At 63.2% G+C, this 15,317-nt stretch carries 18 protein-coding genes; 7 read left to right on the top strand and 11 right to left on the bottom strand.

Annotation, left to right across the window (positions count from 1 at the left end):
• Nucleotide 1: 1 nt before the first annotated feature.
• Nucleotides 2–748, top strand: coding sequence for a hypothetical protein (locus tag IPF49_12325; protein MBK6288397.1), 747 nt, complete (start codon nucleotides 2–4; stop codon nucleotides 746–748).
• Nucleotides 749–976: 228 nt separating this feature from the next.
• Here IPF49_12325 and IPF49_12320 read toward each other — a convergent pair whose 3' ends face one another.
• A complete protein-coding gene (locus IPF49_12320; GenBank protein ID MBK6288396.1) occupies nucleotides 977–1,219 on the bottom strand; it encodes a hypothetical protein in 243 nt (80 codons plus the stop codon).
• Between the two features lie 280 nt (nucleotides 1,220–1,499).
• Between IPF49_12320 and IPF49_12315 the strand changes: the two genes are divergently transcribed.
• Both IPF49_12315 and IPF49_12310 read left to right on the top strand, forming a co-directional pair.
• Nucleotides 1,500–2,258, top strand: coding sequence for an SDR family oxidoreductase (locus tag IPF49_12315; protein MBK6288395.1), 759 nt, complete (start codon nucleotides 1,500–1,502; stop codon nucleotides 2,256–2,258).
• Nucleotides 2,259–2,307: 49 nt separating this feature from the next.
• Entirely contained in the window at nucleotides 2,308–3,606 is a 1,299-nt protein-coding gene (locus tag IPF49_12310) for a DEAD/DEAH box helicase (GenBank protein MBK6288394.1), read from the top strand.
• 34 nt (nucleotides 3,607–3,640) lie between these two features.
• Here the strand turns inward: IPF49_12310 and IPF49_12305 are convergent, their stop codons facing one another.
• The 5 genes from IPF49_12305 to IPF49_12285 form a co-directional block, all read right to left on the bottom strand.
• Complete coding sequence (locus IPF49_12305) at nucleotides 3,641–4,348, bottom strand: pseudouridine synthase (GenBank protein ID MBK6288393.1); 708 nt, start codon at nucleotides 4,346–4,348, stop codon at nucleotides 3,641–3,643.
• Nucleotides 4,349–4,618: 270 nt separating this feature from the next.
• On the bottom strand, nucleotides 4,619–4,918 hold the full coding sequence (locus IPF49_12300; GenBank protein MBK6288392.1) for a chaperone modulatory protein CbpM: 300 nt from the start codon (nucleotides 4,916–4,918) through the stop codon (nucleotides 4,619–4,621).
• A gap of 2 nt (nucleotides 4,919–4,920) precedes the next feature.
• Nucleotides 4,921–5,868: a DnaJ domain-containing protein gene (locus tag IPF49_12295; GenBank protein MBK6288391.1), complete on the bottom strand. Its 948-nt coding sequence runs from the start codon at nucleotides 5,866–5,868 to the stop codon at nucleotides 4,921–4,923.
• A gap of 2 nt (nucleotides 5,869–5,870) precedes the next feature.
• Nucleotides 5,871–7,190 carry an aspartate kinase gene (locus IPF49_12290; protein MBK6288390.1) on the bottom strand — a complete coding sequence of 440 codons (1,320 nt, stop codon included), beginning with the start codon at nucleotides 7,188–7,190 and terminating at the stop codon, nucleotides 5,871–5,873.
• Between the two features lie 99 nt (nucleotides 7,191–7,289).
• Nucleotides 7,290–7,724, bottom strand: a complete 435-nt coding sequence (locus IPF49_12285; GenBank protein MBK6288389.1) for a GFA family protein — start codon at nucleotides 7,722–7,724, stop codon at nucleotides 7,290–7,292.
• 191 nt (nucleotides 7,725–7,915) lie between these two features.
• Between IPF49_12285 and IPF49_12280 the strand changes: the two genes are divergently transcribed.
• Both IPF49_12280 and IPF49_12275 read left to right on the top strand, forming a co-directional pair.
• Nucleotides 7,916–8,182, top strand: coding sequence for a DksA/TraR family C4-type zinc finger protein (locus tag IPF49_12280; protein MBK6288388.1), 267 nt, complete (start codon nucleotides 7,916–7,918; stop codon nucleotides 8,180–8,182).
• A 113-nt stretch (nucleotides 8,183–8,295) separates the two neighbouring features.
• Nucleotides 8,296–8,679, top strand: coding sequence for a VOC family protein (locus IPF49_12275; GenBank protein ID MBK6288387.1), 384 nt, complete (start codon nucleotides 8,296–8,298; stop codon nucleotides 8,677–8,679).
• Between the two features lie 78 nt (nucleotides 8,680–8,757).
• On the opposite strand, the gene dbpA is transcribed toward IPF49_12275, so the two are convergent.
• From dbpA to IPF49_12260, 3 genes are read right to left on the bottom strand one after another with little or no spacing between them, the layout of a single operon-like run.
• On the bottom strand, nucleotides 8,758–10,128 hold the full coding sequence (gene dbpA, locus IPF49_12270; protein ID MBK6288386.1) for an ATP-dependent RNA helicase DbpA: 1,371 nt from the start codon (nucleotides 10,126–10,128) through the stop codon (nucleotides 8,758–8,760).
• Between the two features lie 58 nt (nucleotides 10,129–10,186).
• Complete coding sequence (locus tag IPF49_12265; protein ID MBK6288385.1) at nucleotides 10,187–10,729, bottom strand: DUF2058 domain-containing protein; 543 nt, start codon at nucleotides 10,727–10,729, stop codon at nucleotides 10,187–10,189.
• 7 nt (nucleotides 10,730–10,736) lie between these two features.
• Entirely contained in the window at nucleotides 10,737–10,973 is a 237-nt protein-coding gene (locus IPF49_12260; GenBank protein MBK6288384.1) for a hypothetical protein, read from the bottom strand.
• A 368-nt stretch (nucleotides 10,974–11,341) separates the two neighbouring features.
• Here IPF49_12260 and IPF49_12255 point away from each other — a divergent pair, with 368 nt between their 5' ends.
• Entirely contained in the window at nucleotides 11,342–11,824 is a 483-nt protein-coding gene (locus IPF49_12255; GenBank protein ID MBK6288383.1) for a hypothetical protein, read from the top strand.
• Nucleotides 11,821–12,342 (top strand): carboxymuconolactone decarboxylase family protein, encoded by a 522-nt coding sequence (locus tag IPF49_12250; protein ID MBK6288382.1) that lies wholly within the window; start codon nucleotides 11,821–11,823, stop codon nucleotides 12,340–12,342. Before IPF49_12255 ends, IPF49_12250 begins: the two co-directional genes overlap by 4 nt.
• Before the next feature lie 76 nt (nucleotides 12,343–12,418).
• Here IPF49_12250 and mscL read toward each other — a convergent pair whose 3' ends face one another.
• Both mscL and IPF49_12240 read right to left on the bottom strand, forming a co-directional pair.
• Nucleotides 12,419–12,823 carry a large-conductance mechanosensitive channel protein MscL gene (mscL, locus tag IPF49_12245; protein ID MBK6288381.1) on the bottom strand — a complete coding sequence of 135 codons (405 nt, stop codon included), beginning with the start codon at nucleotides 12,821–12,823 and terminating at the stop codon, nucleotides 12,419–12,421.
• A 109-nt stretch (nucleotides 12,824–12,932) separates the two neighbouring features.
• On the bottom strand, nucleotides 12,933–15,275 hold the full coding sequence (locus IPF49_12240; GenBank protein MBK6288380.1) for an aminotransferase class III-fold pyridoxal phosphate-dependent enzyme: 2,343 nt from the start codon (nucleotides 15,273–15,275) through the stop codon (nucleotides 12,933–12,935).
• Nucleotides 15,276–15,317: the final 42 nt, after the last annotated feature.

Genomic DNA, 15,317 nt, shown 5'->3' with positions numbered 1-15,317 from the left:
AATGTCCAATCGCATCTACCTCGCAGCCGCAATCGGCTGCCTGAGCCTGCAGGCCGCCATGCCGGCAGCCGCCGATGACTCCAAGTGCTGCCTGCGTCTGACCCCCTACTACTGGGCCGTGGGTATCGACGGCAGCATCGAGGACAACCGGGGTTCGACCACTGACCAGGTCGACTTCAACAACGATATCGGTGACATCACCGACAACCTGGAATTCAATGGTTCCCTGATGCTCGAGCACAATGCGGGCCACTGGGTGAACTTCGCGGCCCTCGATTACATGAAGGTCGACAATAACGACACCGGCCTCGTGACCATGACGGGTAACCGGGTCAAGATGGAAACCGACACCACGCTGCTCACCGCGGCAACCGGCTACCGTTTCGGTACCGGCGAAGGCTCACACGTGGACTTGATGGTCGGGGTGCGCTACGCGAAGCTGGATGCCGAGGCAAGTGCCAACGGCTTCAGCATCAACGGCGACTCCGACCTGACCGACGGGATAGTGATGCTGCGCCCGCGCCTCGCGCTGGGCAAGAACTGGGCATTCAGCCCCACGCTGTCGGTAGGCGGCGGCGATTCGGATCTGGTCTGGGAAATGGCGCCCGAGTTCGTCTATACGAACAATTGCTGCAACCTCGAGTTCCGTTTTGGTTACCGTTCCGTGAATTACGAGTACGAAGAGAACAGTGTCAAGCTCGACTTCTCGTTCGCGGGACCGATGGCGGGCGTAGGTTTCGCTTTCTGAGGCCCGCCTGAAATATCGAGCCGCCTGCACCCGGTGCAAGGCGGCTTTTTTTTGCGGCTCCAAATTGACGCGGCTCCACCCGCGCTGCGCGGATTTTTCCATCGCAGGCGTGCAGTCACCTTTGTCGGGTAGGATGAGTCTGCGGACGAGATTGTTGAATCGATTATTGGAAGGGAACGTTGCGACTGCCGGCGCAGGCGCAACTCCGCTGAATCACGAGGGGCAGCGTCAGATTTCGGCCAGGCTCAGGCTGTTGATGCGACGCAGTGACTCCTGGTCGACCAGCTTGCAGGAAGCGAACTGGATATAGCCCTCGAGGCTCTGTTGCGCTGCTTCGCGGTTGCCGAACGGTCCTTCGACCGAGCCTTCGCGGGTCGCGTAGAACCACTTCCCGTCGACCTCCTGGATGCGATTGCTGCTCGGAGAGCCGACGTGGTGACCGATATTGAATTCGCCCCTGCGAACACCCATTTCATTACTCCAGTTTCAGGTACATCAATGCTGTCATGGCACTTCGAAGCTCGCGGCGCCATCACTTCCGCACCAAGCAACTTGCTAAATCCGTGCCATACCTATAATTTCTTTTAAGATCAATAAGATAATCGATTTTCAGGAAAGACGTGAACGTGTGGATGTCAATTGTTCCGACAGGCCGGGGTCGCGGGCTCACGAGCGCTTTGCGCCTGGTTGCCAAGTGCCGAACCGCTGGCTACGCTGGCTCCCGGAATTCAGCCCACGCAAGGTACTCGTCATGCATCACTTCGATCTTTCCGGAAAAGCAGCCATCGTCACCGGAGGCAACGGGGGAATCGGTCGGGGCATCGCGCTGGCGCTCGCCGAGGCGGGAGCCGCGGTCTGCATCGCCGGGCGCAACCAGCAAAAGAACGAAACGGTCCGTACCGAGATTGAGCATCTCGGCGGCAGGTGTATTACCGTGAATTGCGATGTTAATAATCCCGGTGACGTCGATGCCACCATCGCCGCTACCGAAAAGGCATTCGGCGGCCTCGATATCCTGGTCAACAACGCCGGAATCGCCGGACTGGAGCCGCCGGAAGCCACCACCGACGAAGCCTGGTCCCAGGTGATAGGGACCAATCTCGACAGCGTGTTTCGCTTCTCCCGCGCAGCCTACCCTCGTCTGTGCGCCCGTGGCGGCGGCAAGATCATCAATATCGGTTCCGAGTATTCGATCTTCGGCAGTCCGTTCGCGGTGAGTTACGCGGCCAGCAAGGGCGCGGTCATCCAGCTCACCAAGTCACTGGCCATCGCCTGGGCAGCGCACGGCATCCAGGTCAATGCCATCATTCCGGGCTGGATCGCGACCGACATGACCGCAGTGGTCAAGGAAATGGGCGAGGTTTATCAGCAGATCCTCGAGCGCACCCCGGCCAGGCGTTTCGGCGAGCCGGAAGAGTGCGGGGGCGCAGCGGTCTTTCTCGCTTCCGCAGCCTCGAATTTCGTCACCGGCCACAGCCTGATCGTCGACGGCGGCTACAGCGTCAACTGAGGGCAAGCATTCCCGAGACCAGCCTCAGCTCAGGGCGGACGCAGCAGACATGAATTTCCCGGACCTCGGACTGATCGACCCTCTGCTGCGAGCCTTGGTCGAGCTGGACCACCAGGCACCCACGCCGATACAGGCGCAGGCCATTCCGCTGGTCTTGGCTGGACGTGATCTGATCGCCGCCGCGCAGACCGGCACCGGCAAGACCGCCAGCTTTGCGCTGCCGCTGCTGCAGCGACTCAGTGACGGCACACCGCCCGCCGCCAACTGCGTGCGCGCCCTGGTGCTCACGCCCACGCGCGAACTGGCCCAGCAGGTCCGCGACAAGCTGCGCGACTATGGTCGACACCTGCCACTGCGCATCACCGTCGCCTATGGTGGGGTCAGCCTCAATCCGCAGATGATGGCCTTGCGCCGGGGTGCCGACATACTGGTCGCCACGCCCGGGCGACTGCTCGACCTGCACGCCAAAAACGCGCTCAAGCTGGGCCAACTGCAGGTGCTGGTGCTGGACGAGGCCGATCGCATGCTGGATCTCGGTTTCAGCCGGGAACTGAACCAGATCCTGGCACTGCTGCCGAGACGCCGCCAGACCCTGCTGTTCTCCGCCACCTTCTCCGAGGCCATCCGCGAACTGGCCACCCGCTTGCTGCACAACCCCCGCGAGATCGATGCCAGCCCGCGTAACTCCACTGTGGCGGAGGTAAAGCAGTGGCTCATCCCGGTCGACAAGCAGCGCAAGCTGGAACTGTTCTGTCACCTGCTGCGACAGCGGCGCTGGCCGCGGGTGCTGGTGTTCGCCCGGACCCGCAAACGGGTCAACGAGCTGGTCACCAGCTTGAAGTTTTCCGAGGTGAGCAGCGACGCCATCCACGGCGACATCCCCCAATCCGCGCGGCTTGCGGCCCTGCGACGTTTCAACGCCGGTGAGATACGGGTGCTGGTGGCCACCGACGTGGCCGCCCGCGGGCTCGACATCAGCGCCCTGCCATTGGTGGTGAACCTCGATCTGCCGCCCGGACCCGAGGGCTATATCCACCGCATCGGCCGCACCGCGCGCGCCGGCCGCAGCGGCGAGGCAATCTCGCTGGTATGCGCCGACGAGGCGCCATTGCTCGCCGCGATCGAGACGCTGACAGGCAAGGTGCTGCCGCGTCGCGAGATCCAAGGCTTCGAACCGCGGCACCGGGTACCTGCCACCGGCCCCGGCAAGCGACCGCCCAAAGCACGGGACGCGAAAGGCGCCAGCAGCAAACCGGTCGAGAGAAAAAAGAAAAAGAAGAAGAAAAAGACGGCTCGCCGGCGGCCACAGGCGCCAGCCGCTGGTACCCAGAACGGTTCCGCGCGCTAGACGAACACCCGGCAGTCGCCCGCTGCACTCGAACTCATGCGGATACTCCGAGTCGTGCCCGTTCGCCGGCGCCAAGCCAGCGCCACTGCCCGGGTTCGAGGTCCGGCGGCAGGACAAAATTGCCAATGGCTTCGCGATGCAATGCCTCGACCCGATTGCCAACCGCCGCCACCATCCGCTTGACCTGATGGTACTTGCCTTCGGTCACGGTCAGCCGCAAGCGGCATTCCCCGGCTATCTCGCAGGCCGCGGCAGCGATCGACTGCGGCTCGCCGTGGAGCGAGACGCCTGCAAGCAATTGCCCGAGCTGATCCTGGTCGACCGGGTGCCTGGTCGTGACCAGGTAGGTTTTTGCCACCTTGCGCTTGCCCGAGGACAGCGCATGGTTGAGCTGGCCGTCATCGCTCAGCAGCAGCAAGCCGGTCGTATCCTGGTCGAGCCGCCCGATCGGCTGTACGCCGCGATCGCGCAGGGGTCGCGGGAGCAGTTCGAGAACGCTCGGGTGGTGTTGGGGCTGGCGCGAGCATTCGTAGCCGGCCGGCTTGTTCAGCACCAGCGTGGCACTCTCGGCATAGTGCCACTCAATACCGTCCACCGTGAATACCAGGGCGTCGGTGTCGATATCGACCCGGGGATCCTCGCAAACCCTGCCACCGATGACGACGCGTTCGTGGCGCACCAGTCCGCGGCATTCCTTGCGAGTGCCGAAACCGTGCTTGTGAAGGATTCGTTCGAGGTGCATGCCGGGAATGCTATCACCGCGCGCCGCATCCCGGGGCCGGATTCATATTGCGGCCGGCGCTGCAAACCATGCGTCAACCATCAATGCTCTCCGGTGATGGCAGCCGTCGACGATGCGATTGCAAGTGGCTGGGCCGATCACCGGGGCAAGCGCCACGCTGTACGTCGCCAATTACGGCCACGATTGGTGGGAGCGGGAACTCGGCCTTGCCCTGGGAGCCCGAAGCGCGCGCCCGCTAACAGCGCCTGTCTCCGTACAACGCGCTCGCCTCTACCCGAAACGCTCGAGCCGCCGCAACAGCCGGCGGTTCTCCCGCTTCAGCTGCTGCAGTTCGTCGAGCAATTCCAGCGCCAGCGCCACTCCCGGCCAATCGATCTGCAGGTCGCGGTGCAAACGCACGGCGCGGGCAGCGAGGGTTGCGGTCTCTGGCGTGAATTGCCAGTCATCGGGATCGGCGTTGACCGGCTCGATGATGCCGTGTGCCACGATTTCCCGCATATCCGTAACTGTGACCGAAATGCGCTGACACAATTCGTCGGTGCAGATCATGATTTCAGCATGCGTAGCCATGGCTATTTCCTCCACTGCGAGCGCGGATCGAAAGCGGCGCGCTCCGCCAGCGCCTGCCACAACGCTTTTTGTTCGTCATTCATGGTCGCTGGCATCACCACCTTCAAAATCGCATACAGATCACCCGGGCCGGTCTTGCCGGGCAGCCCGTTGCCCTTGATTCGCAACTTCGTGCCGCTCTGGCTGTTGGCCGGGATCTTGAGCTTTATGCTGCCGCTGAGGGTGGGGACTTCCACCTTCGCACCGAGCGCCGCTTCCCAGGGCGCCACCGGGACCGTAACGAGCAGGTTGTGACGCTCGACATCGAACAGCGGGTGCGGCACCAGGCGCACGCGCACGAACAGATCCCCCTCGGCCCCGTTGCCGATGCCGCGCCCTCCCTGTCCCTTGAGCCGGATCAGCTCGCCATCGCCGATACCCGGCGGCAAGTTCACCTTGAGGGATTTCTCCGCATCCGCAAGCCGATGCCCCTGGGCATCGAAACAGGGCACCTTGAATGCGAGATGTTGCGGCGCATTGCCGACCAGATCCTCGAGAAACACCGGCAATTCCATTTCCAGGTCCTGCCCACGCCGCTGCTGTTCACGATCCGCCGAAGCCTGGGCCCGGGCAGCCCCGAATATGGCCTCGAAGAAATCCGAGAACCCGGCCTGCGGCCCGGCCTCGGTATAGGCAAAACCGCTCGAGGGTCGCCAACCGGGCGGTGGCTCGAACGAGTCTTCACGATGCTGCTCGCGGTGTGCACGCAGTTGATCGTAATCAGCCCGCTTGGCGGCATCCTTGAGCACCTGGTACGCCTCGGCCACTTCCTTGAACTGGGCCTCGGCATCCGCATGGTCGCTGACATCCGGGTGATACTTGCGAGCGAGGCGACGATAGGCCGTCTTGATGGCCGCCTCGTCGGCACCGGGCTCCACGCCGAGTATCCTGTAGTAATCCTTGAATTCCATGATCACTCGTCCTGCGACACGAAGGCCGCGTAGATCGCTCGCACCGCGCCCGGGTAATCCTCGGGCGCCACACCCACGATGATGTTCAGCTCGGATGCGCCCTGGTTGATCAGGCGCATGTTCACGCCCGCCGCCGCAAGCGCGGAAAAAATCTTCGCGGCGATACCCACACTATGCGCCATCTCCTCGCCGACCACCGCGATCAGCGCGATCTGCGGCACGTATTCGATCTCGTCGGGTTGCAGCGTGCGGCGGATTTCCTCCAGCACCTGTTCGACGCGACCCTCGAGCTGCATCGCCTCCACCACCACGCTGACGCTGTCGATGCTCGACGGGCAATGCTCGAACGGAATGCCGTTGTGTTCGAGCACGCCGAGCAGCCGATAGACAAAACCCACCTCGCGGTTCATCAGGTGCTTGGCGATCGTGATCATCGCGAAGCTGGTCTTGCCCGCGATACCGGCGATCTGGGTATTCAGCACCGTCTCGGGCGATAGCTTGGCAACGATGCGCGTACCGGGATCGGATGGATCGTTGGTGTTGCGGATATTGACCGGGATGCCCACCTCGCGCACCGGCGCCATGGCCTCGTCATGCAGCACGCTGGCGCCCATGTAGGACAACTCGCGGATTTCGGCGTAGGTGACTTCCGCCATCGGCCGCGGCTTGTCCACGATGCGCGGGTCCGCCATCAGCAGGCCAGAGACATCGGTCCAGTTTTCGTAGAGCATCGCGCCCGTCGCGCGCGCGGCGATCGCACCGCTCACATCCGAGCCGCCGCGGGTGAACGTGCGCACCCGCCCCTGCGCATCGCGTCCATAGAAGCCGGGCATGACGTACAGCCTGTCGGTGGCGGCCAAGCGCGCGCCGAGCAGGTCCCAGGTCTGCGGATCGACCACACCATTCGATTCGATCACCACGCACTCGGCAGGCTCGACAAACTCCGCGCCGAGCCAGGCCGCAAGCAACAGCGCACAGCAATACTCGCCACGCGACGCCGCGTAATCGGCACTCACCCCACTTGCCAGCTCCGCGCGAAACGCCTCGAGGCGCGGCTCGATACCCGCAGCGACACCAAGCTCGCGTTCGATGCCGCAAAAACGCGCGACGATCTGCGCGAAGGGCGCGGAGAAATCGGTACCGACGCTCGCCGCATGATGGCAGAGGTACAGCAGATCGGTGATCTTGGCATCCCCGGTATCGCGCTTGCCCGGAGCGGACGGCACGATGATCCGACGCCGCTGATCGGCCTCGATGATCGCTCGCACCTTGTGGAACTGTTCGGCGCCGGCCAGGCTCGAGCCGCCGAACTTGCACACGATGCGCGGGAATGCCCCTGCACTGCACCCTTCCGCCGTACGATTCGCTTCGCTCACCGCAATATCCCTGCCTCGTTCAAAGTACCGATGAACGGCTGCGCACTACTCGGGTAGCATGTCGCCCGACCCGCCCATCTCGGCGGGCATGTCATGCATTTTCGGCAAGCCGTCCTTTATGGCGAGCACCGACTCCGAATAGAACACATGCAACGCAGGCTGAAACTCCAGCTGCGGCAGCAAGGCCGCATATACATCGACCAGGCCCATTTGCGGATGATCGGTCATCAGGTGACCGCCGCAACTCTTGCACCACTTGCGATGACTCCGGTCGGTCCTGGCGTAGGTGCCGATATTGTCCAACCCCCTGGTGACGCGCACCGAATCCGGTTTCCACAGGGAAAACGCATTGACCGGGCCCGCGGACCAGTGACGACAGGATTCGCAATGGCAATATCCCATCGCCTCGGGCGACCCCGACACTTCTATTTCGACCGCCCCGCAGAAACACTTGCCCTTGCAGACTTGCGAACTGTTCATGACCAGATACCTCCGGCAGAAGCGTGATGAATGGTTGCTTTTGCGTTGTGCTGCCACAACGCAAAAGCACTTTATCACGACTGCGAACACCGGACATCGGGAGCAAACTTGATTACTTTCTGTCCCCGCGGCGTAAAATCGGTGACTTGACCGAATTGGATGCGATGCAATCGCTGATCAAGGGAGTTGGGATGGCCGGCGGGTGGGCAAAGGACGGTGCGGTACAGGACCAGATCGATGCCAGCGTGGAAGACGCGGTGAAGCGCGCGCGCAGCCGTCTTCCCAGCGGTGAGAGCCTGAGTTGCTGCGAGGAATGCGCCAGCGCGATTCCCGAAGCGCGCCGCAAAGCCATTCCGGGTGTTCGCTTGTGCGTCGCCTGTCAATCCGCGCACGACAGGACACAGATGGACAACACCGGCTACAACCGCCGCGGCAGCAAGGACAGCCAGCTGCGATAGCGACGAGGAGCACAGCGCCGCGGGAACGGGAAGGCGCATCGGCAGCGCCGGTAATCCGATGCCCCCCGATCCGGTATACGATTGCGCGCACGTCATCGAACAGGGAGCGATGAATGAAAAACAGCCTGGATCAGTTCTGCATCAACGTCAGCAACCTCGAACGCTCGGTCGAGTTCTACAAGCAGGTGCTCGGACTGGAAATCACGCACCGCATAGAAATTCCGAATGTCAGCGAGGTGGTGCTCGCAGGCGCCAGCGGCAACCGGATCCAGCTCGCATGGCACCACGACCATAGCGGACCGATCGATCACGGGAACGCGTTGTGGAAACTCTATCTGAACACCGACGACTGCCAGGGCCTGTACCAACGGGCAATCGATGCCGGAAGCGAATCGGTCGCGGCACCGGTGCGTCTCGAGCAGTGGCCGGTCACGGCCGCATTCATCAAGGATCCCGACGGCTACCAGATCGAGATTCTTCAGCACCACGCGCAATGAGGGCTGTGCGCCGGGTGCGAACCCGGAGCATGGGTGCCGAGCAGTTCGAGGTCGCCTGATCGCGCGCCGCGCATCAGCTCAGAGTTTTCGCACCCGGATATTGCGCCCCTTGATCTTTCCGGCCCGCAGTTTCCTTGCCGCCGCATCGAGGCAATCGCGCTCCAGCGCGACATAGGAGCGGGTCGGAAACACATCGATCTTGCCGATCTGCGAGGCCTGCAGGCCCGCTTCCCCGGTCAGTGCGCCCAGGATATCGCCCGGACGCAACTTGTCCTGGCGCCCCGCTTCGATCAACAGGGTTTTCATTGCCGGTACCGGCAGCGGCAGCAATCCGCCCGCCTGCGGCAGCCGCGTCCACTCGATCGGCCTGCCCAGTGCACGCTCGATGGCCGCGATGCGGCCCATCTCGCGCCCCGCCACCAGGCTGAATGCCGCGCCGCTTTCGCCTGCCCTGCCGGTGCGACCGGCACGATGCACGTGCACATCGGCATCGTTCGACAGTTCGTAGGCAATCACCATCGGCAGCGCCTTGATATCCAGACCGCGGGCCGCGACATCGGTCGCCACCAGGACGCGGCAACTGCCGTTGGCAAACTGCAACAGGGCCTCCTCGCGCTCGCGCTGCTCGAGATCGCCATGCAGCGCGATAGCCGGCACACCACGTTTCCACAGCACATCCACCAAGTTCCTGGTATCGATCCGGGTGTTGCAGAAAACCAGGCAACTCTGCGGCCGGTGCGCCAGCAGCAAGGCAATGACCGCATCCGGCTTGGCCGAGGGCTCGACCTGGTGGAACTGCTGCCGGATCACCGATTCATCGTGCCGGTCCGCGACCGTGACCGGGACCGGGTCCTTCTGGAACCGGCGGCTGATCGCCCGCACTTCTTCCGGGTAAGTGGCCGAAAACATCCAGGTGCTGCGTGTTGCCGGGGTTTTCTCGAGGATCCGCCCGATCGCATCGAGAAAGCCCATGTCGAGCATGCGGTCCGCCTCGTCGACTACCACGTTGCACAGCGCATCGAGCTTCAGCGCCTGCCTGTCGATCAGATCCTGGATGCGCCCGGGCGTGCCGACCACGATATGCGGCTGGTGGGCGAGCGAAGGCAACTGAACCCGGACCGGCACGCCCCCACACAGGCTCAGCACTTTAACGTTGGGAATGAATCGCACCAGCGCGCGGATCTCCTTGCTGATCTGATCGGCGAGTTCCCGCGTCGGACACAACACCAGGCTTTGCAAACACGCGTTCTCGCTCTGCAAGCGCGCCAGCAATGCCAGGCCAAATGCCGCTGTCTTGCCACTACCGGTCTTTGCCTGCGCCAGCACATCGTGAGCTGCAAGCATGGGCGGTAACGCAGCTGCCTGTATCTCGGTCATCTCTGTGTAGCCGAGCGCCTCGACTGCCTGCAGCAGTTCGGGAACGAGCATCAGTTCGGAAAATCTGTTCATGCCGCATTATCACACGTCCGGCATATCGATCCGGGGATCGTGCGGCCAAACCGCGCCCTCACCACATCAGGTCATCGGGTATCGGAAAGTCCTTGTACGGATCGTCTTCGCCCGACTGATCCGTCGCCGGCTGGTTCCACACCACGATGGCCCCGGGGTCACGACTCCTGATTCTCTCGCCGGCCGTGACCGGCACCAGTTCGTAGTGCTTGCCCGAGCGCACGATCACCAGCTGGCCGCGAATCAACTGCTCGCGCAGACGGGCAGTGACCAGCAACTTCTTGATGATGCCGGCATCGGAAAAATTGTAGGGAACATCGCCCCCTTCGCGTGACTGCCGGTAATGCTGCACCAGCTGCGCGACCTGGGCCGCGAGCTCGCGCTGATGCACGGCGGCATTGCGCTCCCGGGCAAGCTGCCGGTCGCTGTCGGCCTTGTCGCGCAAGGCCTGCTCCGCGAGGCGTCGCTCCTCGTCGAGCTGCGCGGCGTTTTTCCCCGCCTGCCTGGTCTGCTTGCTCTTCGCGCGGCTCGCTTCCTTGAGCTTTTTTTCGTTGACCAGACCGGATTTCAGCAACTGGTCCTGCAGGGAATTGCGCATCATGAAATCCTCAGGCCGCTGACAGCACGCGCTGCAGCCATCGTGAAATATCCGGGATCTGCTCGGCGCACACATTGTGCTCCATGCGATACGCCCGGTACTGCGCCTGGTAGCCCATCGCGAGCAGGGTGCTGTGCGCCTGGTGACCGAGCTCTTCGGCGACCATCGGATCGCGGCTGCCGTGATGGATCACCGTGGCGCGCGCCGCGAGTTCGGGCTCGATTTCAATGCAGGGCAGATATGACATGCGAACACTCACCACCGATTCCGGAACGTCGATCCGCGCTGCCCGGCGCGCCTGCGAATCACTGCGTGGAGCGATGAACTACAGACTGGATCGACAATAAAACGAGGCCGCCGATTTCACTTGGCGGCCTCGACAGCATGGGTATGACCCGTCCTGGCGCTCTCGATGGAGCGTCCTGCGCGCCCGATTGCACGAGCACGACAAGGTATACGCCGAAGCGGCCTGCGGGTCAACCGTCGCACGCTGGAACCGCTTCATGTCCAGTTGCCGGGTGAGTTGCGCAACCGGATCCCGCGGCACCATCGTGTGATTGACCTCGCAGGCGGGTGCGGCTAACGTGGCCGAACCGCGTCCTGGTCCTGAGCCGCATGAATGTCAGCGCACTGAACACCCAAACATTGCCGAGCGCCCTCGCGGCGGGTGGCCGCATAACGGAGGCGTACGAGGCTGTCTGGGATGCGCTGTGGATGCAGCCTCACCTCTCCTCGCAACTGCTCGAATTGTGTCGCCTGCGTCTTGCACGGTTTCACCAGGCCCCGGCCGAACTCGAACTGCGTCGCGATACCGGCCTCGACCCGGGAAAAGCAGACTCACTGCTCACCGGCAACTATTTCAGGGACCCGCAGTTCAGCCCCGCGGAGCGTGCGGTTCTGGAGTTCACCGAGATCTATGCCCAGGACCCGGCCGCGATCAGTGACGATCTGGCGGACGCGGTGAAAGAACATTTTGGCGAAGCGGGACTCATGTGTCTTATCGAAGCGCTGGGGTTCATCGATGGACGCATCCGGCTGGCGCTGATATTCAGCACTCTGCACACCGCCGGCACACCCGCTCACGGAGCGTTGTCATGAGCGGTTCGCGGCCGCGGGCGGGAACGCCCGGCACCAATACCGGCAACTTGATCCGCGACAGCAGTTTTGGCCTGGTGCCCGAGACGCTCGACCCGATCGTGCAACTGAACGACAGCGTCTGGCGGCGCAACAGCGTGCGTTCGGCGTTTCTCGAGATGCTCAGGCTACGCAACGCACGCACGGTAAACTGCGTGTTCTGCCGCAACGTGCGCTATGACGTGGCGCGCCAGGATGGCCTGACCGAAGAAAAAGTTGCGCGCATCGAGGACGATTTCGACACCAGCGATCTGTCGGAAATCGAAAAACTCGTGCTCGCTTTCGCCGACGTCTATCTGCGCAGCCCCGGGAGCATCGATCCACAGCTGGTGGTCCGGCTGCAGACACATTTTTCGGCCGAGCAGATCTGCCATATGGCGATTTCGATTGCCGCCTTCAATGCCACCTCGAAGTGCGCTGTCAGCCTGGGTGGCATGCCGGAAAGCATGCCGGTAACGGAAATACCGCTGCCACCGGCGTAGTCATGCGCCATCGCGGACGGTTGCGTCGGAACATGTCCGGACAAGGCATTTGCCGCCGCGTCCGGACCGTTTGCGATCAGGGACGCTCTTTCAGCAGATCACGGATTTCGGTCAGCAGGACCTGTTCCGCGCTCGGCGCCGGCGGCGCCGCGGGCGCGGCCTCCTCGGCCTTCTTCAGCTTGTTCATGCCCTTGATCGCCACGAATATCGCAAATGCGACAATGGTGAAATCGAACACGGTCTGGATGAACTTGCCATAGTTGAGCGTGACTGCCTCCACGCCGTCGCTCGCCTGCTTGAGCGTGATCGCGAGCGAGGTGAAATCGACGCCACCGATCATCAAACCCAGCGACGGCATGATCAGATCGCCGACGAACGACGACACGATCTTGCCGAACGCGGCGCCGATGATGATACCGACAGCCATATCGACCACGTTGCCCTTCATGGCGAACTGCTTGAACTCGGAGATAAAGCTCATTTTATGGTTCCTGTCGCGATAGTTGGTTATGGTGCGGCCATGGCCACGCGACGCGAGGATACACCACCCGCGGCAGCGCTTGCGAGTCGATACCGGCTCCCCGCGCAGTTCACAATCGCCCGATGCAGCGATCGAGAGTATCGAGCAACTGCTCCGCATTGGCCGGTGAAAACACCAGCGGCGGGCGTATCTTCACCACGTTCTCGTGGGCACCGGTGCGCCCGATCAGGCATCCCTCGTCGCGCAGCAGATCGACCAGTCGATCCGCCTGCTCCACGGCCGGCTCGCGGGTGACGGAATCCTTGACCAGGTCGAGTCCCCAGAACAGGCCCTTGCCGCGCAGGTCCCCGATCAGCGGGTACTTTTTCCGCAGCCGCTCGAGCCCGAGGTGCAGGCTTTGGCCCGCGGCAATCACGTTCTGCTGGGTATTCTCACGCGCCAGCACATCGAGCACCGCCATGCCGACGACCGCGGATACCGGGTTTCCTCCAAAAGTATTGAAATATGAAAATTTCGCCGCGAACGCCGCGGCTATCGCCGGCGTGGTGATCACCGCCGCCAGCGGGTGTCCGGCGCCGATCGGCTTGCCAAGGGTCACGATATCGGGCACCACGCCGGAATAATCGAAGCACCACATCCGCTCGCCGGTTCGGTAGAAGCCCGACTGCACCTCGTCGGCAATCAGCAGGCCGCCGGCCGCGCGGATCCTGGCCGCGGTGCGCGCAAGAAATCCTTCCGGCGGCAGGATGGTGCCGTTGGAATCGAAGATGGTGTCGCACAGGAACGCCGCGGCGCCCTGGCCTCGCGCCTGCAGGCTTTCGATCGCGGTATCGATGCAGTCGGCATACCTGATGCCGAGCTGTGGTGTGCCATAGCGATACTGGCCCCGAAACCCGTCCGGTGCCGGGATCGTGGCGATCCATGACGGCTGCTCCGCGCGCGGGTACATGCAGGTCGAAGTCGCGGCAACCACGTTGGAGTTTCCGTGGTAGGCATCGTCGGAGACGATCACGCCATTGTGGCCGCTCACGGTACGCGCGATCCGGATCGCCAGGTCGTTGGCTTCCGTGCCGGTGCATACCAGCAGACAGACGCTGAGTTCGGTCGGCATCGTGGCGGTCAGGCGCTCGGCATACTCGACCACCGCCTCGTGCAGATAGCGGGTATGGGTGTTGAGGGTCGCGGCCTGGCGCGCCAGCGCCGCCACGACATGCGGATGACAATGGCCGACGGAGGCCACGTTGTTGTAGCAATCGAGATAGCGCCGGCCCTGCGCATCGAACAGCCATACCCCTTCGCCGCGCACCAGGTGCACGGGTTCGCGGTAGAACAGACTGTAGCTGGGCCCCATGACTTTCTCGCGCCGGGCTCGCAATTCCGCGCTCGACGCGATCGGCCGCAACGTCACCCGGCCGCAGGCAGCACGGTAAGCCGCCGTGACCTCGGCGCGATCGAGCGCCAGGAACTTGCGCAATGCGACGATGATGTCGGGCCGCTCTTCGGCAAGCCAGCCTGGCGGCTCATGGGTGGCGCCGAGACGAAAGTCGTACATGAACAGGGCGGTCACCATGCGCAACAGCACCGCGTCGTGGAGCAATTCGATTTCCTCGTCCTCCAGCGGCAGCACGGCGTTGTAGGCTTCGATCTGGGTAACGGCATTGGCGATCGACATGTCGGCGAGGCGCGTGAAACTCGCGATCACCACCGCGATATCCTGCACCACCGGTGCGTGCACCATATCGCCGAAATCGATGACTCCGACAACCTCTTCCGCGGCGGCGTTCTCGCGCAGCACGTTGCCGGTATGTCCATCCGCATGCACCACCTGCGCGCGCAGGGTTTTCAGCCGTGGCAGCATTTCGTGCTCGGCATGACGCAGAAAATCGGCGCACAAGGCCAATGCATCGGGCTGCACATGCGTCTGCAGCCCCGGGTCGAGAATCAGCGCGCGCTGAATGTCCCAGGCGACGAAATGCCGGGCGTTCGGATGGAAATAGCCGCGCAAGCCGCGCGCAAGCTGCGCCTGGAACGCGGCGATATTGCGAAACGCGAGCGGCGTCAGCGCCGCTCCACGGCTGAACGGGATCCCCGGCAACCACGACAGCAGGCGCACCATGTGCCGCGCGCCATCCTCTCCTTCCAGCCATTCGACGGGATTTCCGCGCAGCGAGGCGATCACCCGCGGCACCGGCAGTGCCGGCGCAAACTGCGCGAGATGCAGCAGCGCCCCGACCTGGAAATCGACCGCGGCGGGATCCTCCCCGATAGCGGAGACCTTCAGCACGAAACACTTGCCCTCGGCAGTGACCAGGCAATGATTCTGGTCCCGCTCCCCGTCGAGCGCCTCCAGCGTCCCCGACACTCCGAAATATTCACCGGCAAATGCCCGCAGGCGATCGACCGCAAACCGCGGCGGGTTGAAATTCAGGTCTTCCGCACTCAGACCTTTCACGGTGTCCATCCTTCTGGTAACGGCCGGCGTTCTCGAACAGAA

The sequence above is a fragment of the Gammaproteobacteria bacterium genome, assembly GCA_016705365.1.
GTDB lineage: Bacteria > Pseudomonadota > Gammaproteobacteria > Pseudomonadales > UBA5518 > UBA5518.
Note: the sequence above shows the minus strand (reverse complement) of the source record. Positions and strands in the feature narration are given on the sequence as shown.

Bases quoted from the DNA above. Each gene is read 5' to 3' on its own strand.
- IPF49_12325 (MBK6288397.1), top strand. From the start codon at position 2: ATGTCCAATCGCATCTACCTCGCAGCCGCAATCGGCTGCCTGAGCCTG.
- IPF49_12320 (MBK6288396.1), bottom strand. From the start codon at position 1,219: ATGGGTGTTCGCAGGGGCGAATTCAATATCGGTCACCACGTCGGCTCT.
- IPF49_12315 (MBK6288395.1), top strand. From the start codon at position 1,500: ATGCATCACTTCGATCTTTCCGGAAAAGCAGCCATCGTCACCGGAGGC.
- IPF49_12310 (MBK6288394.1), top strand. From the start codon at position 2,308: ATGAATTTCCCGGACCTCGGACTGATCGACCCTCTGCTGCGAGCCTTG.
- IPF49_12305 (MBK6288393.1), bottom strand. From the start codon at position 4,348: ATGCACCTCGAACGAATCCTTCACAAGCACGGTTTCGGCACTCGCAAG.
- IPF49_12300 (MBK6288392.1), bottom strand. From the start codon at position 4,918: ATGGCTACGCATGCTGAAATCATGATCTGCACCGACGAATTGTGTCAG.
- IPF49_12295 (MBK6288391.1), bottom strand. From the start codon at position 5,868: ATGGAATTCAAGGATTACTACAGGATACTCGGCGTGGAGCCCGGTGCC.
- IPF49_12285 (MBK6288389.1), bottom strand. From the start codon at position 7,724: ATGAACAGTTCGCAAGTCTGCAAGGGCAAGTGTTTCTGCGGGGCGGTC.
- IPF49_12280 (MBK6288388.1), top strand. From the start codon at position 7,916: ATGGCCGGCGGGTGGGCAAAGGACGGTGCGGTACAGGACCAGATCGAT.
- IPF49_12275 (MBK6288387.1), top strand. From the start codon at position 8,296: ATGAAAAACAGCCTGGATCAGTTCTGCATCAACGTCAGCAACCTCGAA.
- dbpA (MBK6288386.1), bottom strand. From the start codon at position 10,128: ATGAACAGATTTTCCGAACTGATGCTCGTTCCCGAACTGCTGCAGGCA.
- IPF49_12265 (MBK6288385.1), bottom strand. From the start codon at position 10,729: ATGATGCGCAATTCCCTGCAGGACCAGTTGCTGAAATCCGGTCTGGTC.
- IPF49_12260 (MBK6288384.1), bottom strand. From the start codon at position 10,973: ATGTCATATCTGCCCTGCATTGAAATCGAGCCCGAACTCGCGGCGCGC.
- IPF49_12255 (MBK6288383.1), top strand. From the start codon at position 11,342: ATGAATGTCAGCGCACTGAACACCCAAACATTGCCGAGCGCCCTCGCG.
- IPF49_12250 (MBK6288382.1), top strand. From the start codon at position 11,821: ATGAGCGGTTCGCGGCCGCGGGCGGGAACGCCCGGCACCAATACCGGC.
- mscL (MBK6288381.1), bottom strand. From the start codon at position 12,823: ATGAGCTTTATCTCCGAGTTCAAGCAGTTCGCCATGAAGGGCAACGTG.